2 protein-coding genes are annotated in these 13,456 nt (G+C 69.0%); both read left to right on the plus strand.

The features are described from left to right. A partial coding sequence (locus tag M2283_RS51215; protein WP_432423262.1) for an amino acid adenylation domain-containing protein occupies nt 1-7,278 on the plus strand: 7,278 nt, incomplete at its 5' end. Next, on the plus strand, nt 7,275-13,456 hold a 6,182-nt coding region (locus M2283_RS51220), incomplete at its 3' end, for a non-ribosomal peptide synthetase (protein WP_280883521.1). The genes M2283_RS51215 and M2283_RS51220, both read left to right, overlap by 4 nt.

The raw sequence follows: 13,456 nt of genomic DNA on the forward strand, positions 1-13,456 counted from the left end.
GTGCCGGTGGGTGTGGCGGGGGACCTGTATGTGTCGGGGGCCGGTCTCGCGCGGGGATACGCGGACCGCAGGACTTTGACGGCTGAGCGGTTTGTGGCGTGCCCGTTTGCGGGTGTGGGTGTGCGGATGTATCGGACGGGGGACCGGGCTCGCTGGACCGCGGATGGTCACCTCGTCTTCGCGGGGCGTGCGGATGAGCAGGTGAAGATCCGTGGGTTCCGGGTGGAGCCGGGTGAGGTGCGGGCGGTGCTGGAGGCGCACCCGGAGATCGCCCAGGCGGCGGTGATCGCGCGTGAGGACACGGTGGGTGACAGGCGACTGGTCGCTTACGTCGTTGCGGCTGCTGATGACCAAAGCTCCGAACTGCCTGCCTCCGCACGCGAGTTCGCGGCGGACCGTCTCCCGTCGTACATGGTTCCGTCCGCGGTGGTTGTCCTTGATGTGTTGCCGTTGACGGTGAATGGCAAGTTGGACCGGAAGGGGTTGCCGGTTCCGGAGTTTGTGTCGGGTGGTGGTCGGGGTCCGGTGTCGGTGCAGGAGGAGATCCTGTGCGGTGCGTTCGCGGAGGTCCTTGGTCTGCCCTCCGTGGGTGTGGATGATGACTTCTTTGCGTTGGGTGGGCATTCGCTGTTGGCGGTGTCGTTGGTGGAGCGGTTGCGGGGTCGGGGTGTGTCGGTGTCGGTGCGGGCGTTGTTCCGGTCGCCGACGCCGGCGGGGTTGGCGGTGGCGGCGGGTCCGGAGGAGGTGGTGGTTCCGGCGAATCTGATTCCTGAGGGTGCGGTGGCGATTGCGCCGGAGATGTTGTCGTTGGTCGAGTTGGACGAGGTGGAGATCGCACACCTCACCGCGCAGGTTCAGGGTGGTGCGGCCAATGTCGCGGACGTGTATCCGCTGGCCCCGCTCCAAGAGGGCATCTTCTTCCACCACTTGGTGGAAGACGGAGGCACGGACGCCTATGTGGTCCCCACACTGCTGGACTTCGACTCGCGGGAGCGGCTGGACGCGTTCCTGGGTGCGTTGCAGCGGGTGGTGGACCGGCACGACATCTACCGCACCGCGATCGTGTGGGAGGGCCTGCACGAGCCCGTCCAAGTCGTGCTGCGGCAGGTGGAGTTGCCGGTCGAGGAGGTCCTGCTCGATTCGGAGGGTGGCGAGGGCGTACCGCAGATGCTGGCTCTTGGCGGGGCCAGGATGGATCTGACCCGGGCTCCGTTGATCCGGGTGCAGATCGCGGCCGAGCCCGGCAGCGACCGGTGGCTGGTGCTGCTGCGTATCCATCACCTGATCCAGGACCACACCACACAGGACGTCCTGCTGGGCGAACTGCGTGCGTTCCTCTCCGGCGAGGAGGCGTCCCTGCCGGAGCCGCTGCCGTTCCGGAACTTCGTGGCGCAGGCCCGGCTGGGAGTGCCGAGGGAGGAGCACGAGCGGTACTTCACCGAACTGCTCGCAGACGTCGAGGAGACCACCGCACCGTACGGACTGCTGGACGTCCATGGCGACGGAAGCAACGTGGAACGTGGCCGTCTGGCCGTCGCGGAAGATCTCAGCGGACGGGCACGGGACGTGGCCGGCTCACTCGGTGTGAGTGCTGCGACGGTGTTCCATCTGGCGTGGGCGCGGGTGTTGGCGGTGGTGAGTGGTCGTAGTGACGTGGTGTTCGGGTCGGTGTTGTTCGGGCGGATGAATGCGGGTGCCGGGGCGGACCGGGTGCCTGGGTTGTTCATCAACACGCTGCCGGTACGGGTCCGGGTCGACGCTGCGGGTGTGAAGGACTCCCTGTCGGGCCTGCGTGATCAGTTGGCGGAGCTGTTGGTGCATGAGCACGCGCCGTTGGCGGTGGCGCAGCAGGCCAGTGGGGTGCCCGGGGGCAGTCCGCTGTTCACCTCGATCTTCAACTACCGGCACAGCCGGCCCTCAGGCCAGAACTCCACCGACGAAGGCATCAAGACGCTGTCCATACGCGAGGCGACCAACTACCCGGTGGCTGTGTCGGTGGACGATCTCGGGTCCGGGCGTGGCTTCGAGCTGACGGTGGACGCGGTCGCGGAGGTGGATGCGGAACGGTTGTGCGGGTTGTTGCACAGCTGCCTGGAGCGTCTGGTGGCGGCGTTGGAGGATGCGCCGGACACGGCCGTCTCGTCGGTGGAGGTGCTGGGCGCCGGGGAGTTGGAGTGGCTGTTCGCCCGAGGCGATGGGCCGACGGCGGGACTGCCGACGGAGTCGTTGGGGGAGCTGTTCGCGGCGCAGGTGGCGCGTGCGCCGGAAGCTGTGGCTGTGGTGTCCGAGGGCGTGGAGGTGTCGTACGGGGAACTCGACGCCCGGGCCAATCAGTTGGCGCATCTGCTGCGAGTCCGAGGTGTGCGTGCGGAGTCGGTGGTGGGGGTGTGTCTGGAGCGTGGCGTCGACCTGGTGGTGGCGTTGCTGGGTGTGTTGAAGGCGGGCGGGACATATCTGCCGTTGGATCCGGAGTATCCGGCGGAGCGGATCGCGGTCGCGGTGGCGGACGCCAGTGCTGTGTGTGTCGTGACGGTGGCCGGCCTTGAAGGGGTACTGCCGAGTGGTGTGGGGCGGGTGGTGCTGGATGATCCGCTGACGGTGGCGGAGCTGGCGGAGTCGCCGGCGACCGCACCGCAGACGGTGGTGGCGGGCGGAAACCCGGCATACGTGATCTTCACGTCCGGCTCCACCGGCCGCCCCAAAGGCGTCACCGTCCCCCACAGCGGCATCGTCAACCGACTCGAATGGATGCAGTCCCGCTACGAACTGACCCCGGCCGACCGGGTGTTGCAGAAGACACCCTTCGGATTCGACGTTTCGGTGTGGGAGTTCTTCTGGCCCCTCCTCAACGGCGCCACACTGGTCGTCGCCCGACCGGGTGGCCACCGCGATCCCAGGTACCTGGCGCAGCTGATCCAGGACACCGGGGTGACAACGGCTCACTTCGTACCGTCGATGCTGGACGCCTTCCTGGCCGAGCCCGCGGTGGCGGAGTGCGCAAGTCTCCGGCAGGTCGTCTGTTCGGGCGAGGCGCTCCAACTGAGCACTCAGACAAGGTTCTTCCAGCTCTGCGACGGTGTCGAACTGCACAACCTGTACGGCCCCACCGAGGCGTCGGTCGACGTCACGGCATGGGAGTGCCGCCCCGACCAGACCGACGGATCAGTGCCGATCGGCGCGCCGATCGCCAACACTCAGGTGTACGTCCTGGACCCCTCCCTGCGACCGGTCCCGGTCGGGGTCGGCGGCGAACTCCACTTGGCCGGAGCCCAGTTGGCGCGCGGCTATGTCGGACGCAGCGACCTGACCGCCGAACGGTTCGTGGCGTCGCCCTTCTCACCCGGCGAGCGCATGTACCGTACCGGCGACCTGGTGCGATGGACGCCTGACGGCGAACTGGAGTACCTCGGGCGCTCGGACGACCAGGTGAAGATCCGTGGCTTCCGGATCGAACCGGGCGAGGTCGCCGAAGCCCTTGCCGGGCATCCCGCGGTCGCCCAGGCCGCGGTGCTGGTCCGTGAGGACACTCCGGGCGACAAGCGGCTGGTCGCCTACGTGGTCGCCGCCGACGACGACGGCGTGGGGCCCGAGGTGCTGCACGCCTATGCGCAGGACCGGCTGCCGCACTACCTCGTACCGTCCGCGGTGGTTGTCCTTGATGTGTTGCCGTTGACGGTGAATGGCAAGTTGGACCGGAAGGGGTTGCCGGTTCCGGAGTTTGTGTCGGGTGGTGGTCGGGGTCCGGTGTCGGTGCAGGAGGAGATCCTGTGCGGTGCGTTTGCGGAGGTTTTGGGTCTGTCGTCCGTGGGTGTGGATGATGACTTCTTTGCGTTGGGTGGGCATTCGCTGTTGGCGGTGTCGTTGGTGGAGCGGTTGCGGGGTCGGGGTGTGTCGGTGTCGGTGCGGGCGTTGTTCCGGTCGCCGACGCCGGCGGGGTTGGCGGTGGCGGCGGGTCCGGAGGAGGTGGTGGTTCCGGCGAATCTGATTCCTGAGGGTGCGGTGGCGATTGCGCCGGAGATGTTGTCGTTGGTCGAGTTGGACGAGGTGGAGATCGCACACCTCACCGCGCAGGTTCAGGGTGGTGCGGCCAATGTCGCGGACGTGTATCCGCTGGCCCCGCTCCAAGAGGGCATCTTCTTCCACCACTTGATGAACGATCAGCAGGGCGCCGACGCCTACTCGATGCCGATGGTGCTGCGCTTCGCGGAGCGAGCTGTGCTGGACACCTTCCTCCATGCGTTGCAGCGGGTGGTGGACCGGCACGACATCTACCGGACGGCGATCGTGTGGGAGGGGCTGCGCGAACCGGTGCAGGTCGTGCTGCGCGAGGTGCCTCTGCCGCTGAACGAGGTGGTACTCGACCACCGGCGCGCGGACCTGGTGGACCAACTACTGGCTGCGGGCGAGCGGATGGACCTCGGCCGGGCGCCACTGATCGATGTGCATGCCGCCGCCGAGCCGGAGTCCGGCGGCTGGCTGGTACTGCTGCGCATTCACCACTTGGTGCAGGACCACACCACGCAGGACGTCCTGCGCGCGGAGTTGGACGCGTTCATGGGCGGACGGGAGGCTTCGTTGCCGGAGCCGTTGCCGTTCCGGAACTTCGTGGCGCAGGCCCGGCTGGGGATGCCGAGGGAGGAGCACGAGCGGTACTTCGCCGAACTGCTCGCAGACGTCGAGGAGACGACAGCGCCGTACGGGCTGCTGGATGTCCACGGCGACGGAAGCGGTGTCACCGGTGCGCATCTGGCCGTCGACGACGGCGTGAGCCGCGCGGTACGGGAGACGGCGCGCGCCTTCGGTGTGAGTGCTGCGACGGTGTTCCATCTGGCGTGGGCGCGGGTGTTGGCGGTGGTGAGTGGTCGTAGTGATGTGGTGTTCGGGTCGGTGTTGTTCGGGCGGATGAATGCGGGTGCCGGGGCGGACCGGGTGCCTGGGTTGTTCATCAACACGCTGCCGGTACGGGTCCGGGTCGACGCGACGGGTGTTGCTGACGCGCTGCTGAGTGTGCGGGATCAGCTGGCGGAGCTGTTGGTGCACGAGCACGCGCCGTTGGCGGTGGCGCAGCAGGCCAGTGGGGTGCCCGGGGGCAGTCCCCTGTTCACCTCGATCTTCAACTACCGGCACAGTGCCGCTTCCACTCCCGAGCCGGTCTCCTCATCCTCCGAAGCCGACGCGCACTTCGACGGCGTAAAGACGCTGCTCACCCGGGATGTCTCCAACTACCCGGTGGCTGTGTCGGTGGACGATCTCGGGTCGGGGCGTGGCTTCGACCTGACGGTGGACGCGGTCGCCGGGGTGGACGGCGAACGGCTGTGCGGGTTGTTGCACGGATGCCTGGAGCGTCTGGTGGCGGCATTGGACGGCACCCCGGACACGGGCGTCTCGTCGGTGGAGGTGCTGGGCGCCGGGGAGTTGGAGTGGCTGCTCGCCCAGGGCGACGGGCCCACGGCGGTCGTGCCGGAGGCGTTGGTGCCGGAGCAGTTCGCGCAACGTGCGGCGGCCGATCCCGCTGCGGTGGCCGTGGTGTTCGAGGGCAGAGAGGTGTCGTACGGGGATCTCGACGCCCGGGCGAACCGGCTGGCGCATCTGCTGCGGGCCCGAGGCGTCGGCGCGGAGTCGGTGGTGGGGGTGTGCCTGGAGCGTGGCATCGACCTGGTGGTGACCCTGCTGGGTGTGTTGAAGGCGGGCGGGACATATCTGCCGTTGGATCCGGAGTATCCGGCGGAGCGGACCGCGGTCGCGGTGGCGGACGCCAGTGCTGTGTGTGTCGTGACGGTGGCCGGCGTTGAAGGGGGACTGCCGAGTGGTGTGGGGCGGGTGGTGCTGGATAATCCGCTGACGGCGGCAGAACTGACGGAGTCGCCGGCGACCGCGCCCGAGGCGAACACAGTGGGCGGAAACCCGGCATACGTGATCTTCACGTCCGGCTCCACCGGCCGCCCCAAGGGCGTCACCGTCCCCCACAGCGCACTGAGCAACTTCCTTGCCGACATGGGAAGGCGGTTCCCGCTCGACAGCGAGGACCGGCTGCTCGCCGTGACGACGGTCGGCTTCGACATCGCCGGACTGGAGATCTTCCTCCCGCTGCTCAGCGGGGCCCGCCTGGTGCTCGCCGGGCAGGCCACGGCACAGGACCCGGCCGCCGTCCTGAGGGCCGTGTCCGAGTCCCGCATCACGGTGATGCAGGCCACGCCAAGTCTGTGGCAGGGCGTGGTGGCCGCCGAGAGCGGCGAGCTGCGCACTGTACGCGTCCTGGTGGGCGGCGAGGCACTGCCCACCGGGCTGGCACGAGAACTGTGCGACCGGGCGCACTCGGTGACGAATCTCTACGGGCCCACGGAGGTGACGATCTGGGCGACGGCCGCCGAGCTCGCTCACATACCCTCCGCCGGTCCGGAGATCGGGGCACCGATCGCGGGCACCCAGGCGTACGTCCTGGACGCCGACCTGCGGCCGGTGCCGGCGGAGGTGGGCGGTGAACTGTACCTGGCCGGGGCCCAGTTGGCCCGAGGCTACGTCGGCCGCGCCGCTCTCACGGCCGAGCGCTTCGTGGCGTCGCCGTTCGCACCCGGCGAGCGCATGTACCGTACCGGCGACCTGGCGCGATGGACCCCTGAAGGTCAACTGGACTATCTGGGGCGGACGGACGAGCAGGTGAAGATCCGCGGGTTCCGGATCGAGCCCGGCGAGGTGCAGTCGGTGCTCGCCTCGCACCCCGCGGTCGCACAGGCCGTGGTGCTGGTGCGCGAGGACATGCCCGGCGACAAACGTCTGGTCGCCTACGCCGTGCCGACGCCCAACGCCGAGAACGTCCTCGAACTCTCCCTACATGTAAGGGAGTTCGCCACCGAGCGACTCCCGCACTACATGGTGCCCTCGGCCGTGGTGACACTGGACGAACTGCCACTGACGGCCAACGGAAAGCTGAACCGCAAGGCCCTGCCCGCGCCCGACTTCGCCGCGTTGGCCGGCGCGGGCCGCGAACCGGCGACAGCGCAGGAAGAAGCCCTGTGCAGGGCGTTCGCCGACGTGCTCGATCTGCCCGCCGTCGGAGTCGACGACGACTTCTTCGCACTGGGCGGACATTCGCTGCTGGCCACCAGGCTGGTCAGCGAGATGCGGGCCGAACTGGACGTGGAACTGCCGATCAGGGCGGTCTTCGCGCACCCGACACCGGCCGCACTCGCGACCTGGCTCGCAGAACACGCAAGTCACCGAAGGACAGCAGCCAGGCCCACACTGCGGCCGATGCGCAACCAGGAGGAGTCCCGATGATCCCGCTCTCGTTCGCGCAGCGTCGGCTGTGGTTCCAGGCGAAGCTCGAAGGCCCCAGCACCACCTACAGCAATCCCACCGTGCTGCGCCTTTCCGGGACGCTCGACCGGGCGGCCCTGAGCGCCGCGCTGGGGGATGTCATCGAGCGGCACGAGGTGCTGCGCACCGTGTTCCCCGAAGCCGACGGCGAGCCCTATCAGCGCGTGCTGCCGCTGGAAGAGACCGGGTTCGAGCTGACGGTCACCGATGTGCCGTCCGAGGAGCTGACCCAGGCGGTGACCCGGGCCGTACGGCACGTGTTCGACGTCGCCGCCGAAATCCCCGTACGGGCCTGGCTGTTCGCGGTCGAACCCGATCAGCACGTGCTCGTGCTGGTCGTGCACCACATCGCCTGGGACGGCTGGTCGGTGGGCCCGCTCGCGCGCGACCTGTCGGTGGCGTACACCGCACGGTGCGAGGAGCGAGCTCCCGGCTGGGAACCCCTGCCGGTGCAGTACGCCGACTACACCCTGTGGCAAAGGGAGTTGCTCGGGGACGAGAACGACCCGGACAGCGTGCTGACCCGACAGATGTCCTACTGGCGCGACGTCCTCTCCGGCGCCCCGGAGGAGTTGACCCTGCCGGCCGATCGCCCTCGCCCGGACGTGTCCTCCCACCGCAGCCACCAGGCCGAGCTGAAAATTCCGGCTGACGTGCACAAGCGTCTGACCGCACTGGCACGCGAACGCGGCGTCACCCTGTTCCTGCTCATGCAGACGGCCATGGCGGTTGCCCTCAACCGACTGGGGGCGGGCACGGACATCCCGATCGGCTCGCCGATCGCCGGCCGCACCGACAAAGCACTGAACGACCTGGTCGGCTTCTTCGTCAACACTCTCGTGCTGCGCATCGACGTGTCCGGCGACCCCACGTTCGACGAGGTGCTGGCGCGAGCACGGGAAGCCGGATTCAGCGCGTTCGAGCACCAGGACGTCCCGTTCGAACGGCTGGTGGAGGAACTGGCACCGGCCAGGTCGCTGTCCCGCCACCCACTGTTCCAGGTCATGCTCACGGTCCAGAACACGGGTTCCGTGAGCCTGCGCCTGCCCGGCCTCGACGTTTCCGGCATGCCGGGCGGCCTGTCGGTGGCGCGGTACGACCTGGCCGTGTCCGTCGGCGAGACCACCGACGCGCGGGGCAGGGCGACCGGCCTCGGCGGTACGGTCACGGGCGCGGCGGATCTGTTCGAGGCCGGCACGGTCGAACGGTTCACCGACTGCCTGGTACGAGTCCTGTCGGCACTGGCTGAGAACCCGCGGGCGCGGGTCGGCGCAGTCGATGTCCTGGCTGCGGGTGACCGCGGTCATGTGCTGACCGAGTGGAACGACACGGCGGTCGAAGGCCCCGCGGCACTGGTGCCCGACCTGTTCACCGGACAGGTGGCGCGGACTCCGGACGCCGTCGCGGTCGTGTCCGACGGTGTGCCGGTGTCTTACGGGGAGTTGGACGCGCGGGCGAACCGGCTGGCACATGTGCTGCGGGCGCAGGGTGTGGGTGCGGAGTCGATGGTGGGTCTGTGCCTGCCCCGGGGTGTGGAGTCGATTGCGGCGATCCTGGGTGTGTGGCGGGCGGGGGCGGCGTACCTGCCGCTGGATCCGGGGCAGCCGGCCGAGCGGATCGCGTTCATGCTGGCGGACAGCGGAGCGAGTGTCGCCATCGGGCTCGGCGAACTCCTGCCCTCCGCCCTCGTACCGACACTCCCTCTCCTGAACCTGGACGACCCGGACGTGGCAGCCTCCCTCGCGGCGGCTCCCGTGACCGCTCCGGAGATCCCGGATGTGATACCTGCGCAGGTGGCGTATGCGATCTATACGTCGGGGTCGACGGGGCGGCCGAAGGGTGTCGCGGTCACGCATGGGGCGCTGGCGAACTATGTCGGCTCGGTGCCCCAGCGGGTGGGTTTCGACGGGCCGGGCCGGTTTGCGGTGTTGCAGGCGCAGGCCACCGACCTGGGCAACACGGTGGTGTTCGCGGCGCTGGCCTCCGGTGGCGAGCTGCACATTCTCGATGAGGGCGCGGTCACGGATGCGGCGGTGGTGGCCTCGTATCTGGCGGAGCATCGGATCGACTACCTCAAGGCGGTTCCCTCGCATGTCGCCGCGCTGGGCGCTGCTGCGGTACTGCCCGCGAAGTCCCTTGTGCTCGGTGGCGAGGCGGCTTCTGCACAACTGGTGGGTGAGCTGCTGGCCGGCGCGGGCTCAGGCGAGTGTGGTGTGTTCAATCACTACGGTCCGACGGAGGCGACGATCGGTGTCGCGACGACCCGGTTGACTGCGGAGATGGCCGCATCGGGGGTGGTGCCGGTGGGTTCTCCGGTGGCCAACACCCGGTTCTATGTGCTGGATGAGGGTTTGCAGCCGGTCGCTCCGGGTGTGGTGGGTGAGCTGTATGTAGCGGGTGCGCAGTTGGCGCGCGGGTATGTGGGTCGGGCCGGGTTGACGGCGGAGCGGTTCGTGGCCTGCCCGTACGGCGGTGTGGGTGAGCGGATGTATCGCACGGGCGACCGTGTGCGTTGGACTGCGGACGGTCAGTTGGTGTTCGCGGGGCGTGTGGATGAGCAGGTGAAGATCCGCGGGTTCCGGGTCGAGCCGGGCGAGGTGCAGGCCGTCGTCGCCGCACACCCGCGGGTGGCCCAGGCGGCGGTCGTCGCCCGCGAGGACACCCCCGGCGATGTGCGCCTGGTCTGCTACGTCGTAGCGTCCGACCAAGGAGTCCAAAGGGACGGACTGGCCGTCGAACTGGGCGAGTTCGCCTCCGAGCGGCTGCCTGAGCACATGGTGCCGTCGGCGGTCGTAGTGCTCGACGCGTTGCCGCTGGCGAGCAACGGCAAGTTGGACCGCGCGGCGCTGCCCGTTCCTGACTACGCGGCCGCGATGACGGTGAGTCGGGGGCCGGTGACGGTGCAGGAGGAGATCCTGTGCCGGACGTTCGCCGAGGTACTCGGCCTGCCGTCGGTCGGAGTGGACGACGACTTCTTCGCCCTGGGCGGGCACTCCCTGCTCGCGGTCACGCTGGTGGCACAGCTTCGCGCGCGTGGAGTCTCGGTCCCCGTGCGGGAGTTCTTCCGGTCACCCACTCCGGCGTCCCTCGCCACGGTGGCCGCGCCCCGGCAGGTCGTCGTTCCGCCGAACCGGATCCCGGACGGCGCGGACGAGATCACCCCGGACATGCTGCCGCTGGTCGACCTGAGTGAAGCCGAGGTGACACGGTTCGTCGCGCAGATCCCGGGTGGCGCCGCGAATGTGGCGGACGTGTATCCGCTCGCCCCGCTGCAGGAGGGGATCTTCTTCCACTACCTGTTGCAGGCGGACAGCGGTTCGGACGTCTATGCGTCGTCCAGAGGCGTACGGTTCCCCACCCGGGAGCAGTTGGACGCGTTCCTCGCCGCGCTGCGGCGGACGGTGCAGCGGCACGACATCTACCGTACGGCGATCGTGTGGGAGGGGCTGCGCGAGCCTGTCCAAGTGGTGCTGAGGCAGGCGGAGTTGCAGGTCGAGGAACTCGTGCTCGACCTTCAGGGCGTCGAGCCGGTGCAGCAGATGCTCGCCGCGAGCGCGGCGCGGATGGACCTGACGCGGGCTCCACTGATCCGGGTCCAGATCGCCGCCGAGCCGGATGGCGACGGATGGCTCGCCCTGCTGCGCATCCATCACCTGGTGCAGGACCACACCACGCAGGACGTGCTGCTGGGTGAGCTGGGGGCGCACCTTTCCGGCCGGGAGGCTTCACTGCCGGAACCGCTGCCGTTCCGGAACTTCGTGGCGCAAGCCCGGTTGGGCGTGCCACGGGAGGAACACGAGCGGTACTTCGCCGAGTTGCTCGGCGATGTGGAGGAGACGACAGCGCCGTACGGGCTGTTGGACGTCCAGGGCGACGGAAGCGGTGTCGTACGCGCCCAGACGGCTGTCGAAGAGGGCCTGAGCCGCAGGGTGCGGGAGGTGGCGCGCTCGCGCGGGATGAGTCCCGCCACCGTGTTCCATGTGGCCTGGGCCCGGGTGCTGGCGGCGGTCAGCGGTCGTGACGACGTGGTGTTCGGAACAGTCCTGTTCGGCCGCATGAACGCGGGCGCCGGCTCGGAACGTGTTCCGGGACTGTTCCTCAACACTCTGCCGGTGCGGGTACGGGTCGACTCGACCGCTGTAGCCGAGGCGCTGTCCGGCATGCGCAATCAGCTGGCGGAACTGCTGGTGCACGAACACGCACCCCTTGCCCTGGCCCAGCAGGCCAGCGGCCTCCCGGGGAACAGCTCCCTGTTCACCTCGATCTTCAACTACCGCCACAACCAGACCACGGCCCAGGTGCAGGGGAGCGAACGGGAGACGGAACAGCCGGCCAGCACAGCGGGCACAGCGGGCATCAAGACGGTGCATCTGCGGGAGGCGACCAACTACCCGGTCGCCGTCGCGGTGGAGGACTTCGGGGCCGGTTTCGGTCTGACGGTCGACGCCGTGGCCCCGGTGGACGCGGAAGCGGTGTGCGAGCTGCTGCACACCTGCCTGGGCAATCTGCTGGACGCGCTGCAGAGCGACGCCGAGCAGGGCCTCGCGGCGGTGGACGTACTGGGCGGGGATGAACTCCGCCAGGTGGTCGAGGAGTGGAACCGCACGGCAGCGGAGCTGCCGAAGACGTCGGCGGCCGCCCTGTTCGAGGCGACGGTGGCACAGGACCCGGCCGCGGTGGCGGTGATCGCCGACGGTACGGAGGTCTCGTACGGGGATCTCGACGCCCGCGCGAACCGGTGGGCGCACCTCCTGCGGGCGCAGGGAGCCGGCGCGGAGTCGGTGGTGGGGCTGTGCCTGCCGCGCGGCGCGGACCTTGTCTCCGCGGTCCTCGGCGTGTGGAAGGCGGGGGCGGCGTACCTGCCGCTGGACCCCGAATACCCCATCGAACGGCTGGAGTTCATGCTCGCCGACAGCGGCGCGTCCATCGTCGTGGGGCGCAGCGATCGCACGGCCGGCTTCGTCGGGCCGCGGCTTCGAGTGCTGAACATCGACGAACCGGAAATGGCCGACGCATGGGCCGCCGCACCGACGACCCCGCCCGAGGTCACTTCGCGGCCGGACCAGACGGCGTACGTGATCTACACATCGGGGACGACAGGACGTCCGAAGGGCGTGGCCGTCACCCACGAGGGCATCCCGAGCCTTGCCGAGGGACATGCCCGCCACCTGGCCGTCGGACCGACAAGCCGGGTCGGCCAGTTCGCCTCGCCGAGCTTCGACGGATTCGTCTGGGAGTGCTGCATGGCGCTGCTGACGGGCGCGGCCCTGGTCGTCATTCCCGAAGAGCGACGAGCCGGTGAGACGCTGGCGGAGCTGCTGAGTGAGCAGGCCGTCTCGCACGTGGCCCTGCCACCGGCCGTGCTCGCGACCCTCGACGAACACTCTGTCGCACCGGACCTCACCCTCGTGGTGGCGGGCGAGGCATGCCCACCCGAACTCGTCGCACGCTGGGCGTCCGTCGTCACCATGTTCAACTCGTACGGCCCTACGGAGACCACCGTCGACGCCACCCTGTGGCGCTGCGAACCGCAGGCCACCGAAGTCGCCATCGGCTCCCCGGTGTTCAACACCGGGGTGTACGTCCTCGATGAAGCTCTCCGACCGGTGCCGGTGGGAGTGGCGGCAGACCTGTACGTGTCGGGGGCCGGTCTCGCGCGGGGGTACATCGACCGCAGGACTCTGACGGCTGAGCGGTTTGTGGCGTGCCCGTTTGCGGGTGTGGGTGTGCGGATGTATCGGACGGGGGATCGGGCTCGTTGGACTGCGGATGGGCAGTTGGTGTTCGCGGGGCGTGTGGATGAGCAGGTGAAGATTCGTGGGTTCCGGGTGGAGCCGGGTGAGGTGCGGGCGGTGCTGGCCGGGCATCCGGAGATCGTCCAGGCGGCGGTGATCGCGCGTGAGGACACGGCGGGTGACAAGCGGCTGGTTGCCTATGTTGTGCCGGTTGTTGATGGTGGCGGCTCTGATTTGCCCGTCTCTGTGCGGGAGTTTGCGGCGGAGCGGCTTCCGTCGTACATGGTTCCCTCTGCGGTTGTGGTGCTGGATGTGTTGCCGTTGACGGTGAATGGCAAGTTGGACCGGAAGGGGTTGCCGGTTCCGGAGTTTGTGTCGGGTGGTGGGCGCAGGCCGGTGTCGGT

It is taken from the genome of Streptomyces pseudovenezuelae (assembly GCF_029892565.1).
Classification (GTDB): Bacteria; Actinomycetota; Actinomycetes; order Streptomycetales; family Streptomycetaceae; genus Streptomyces; species Streptomyces pseudovenezuelae_A.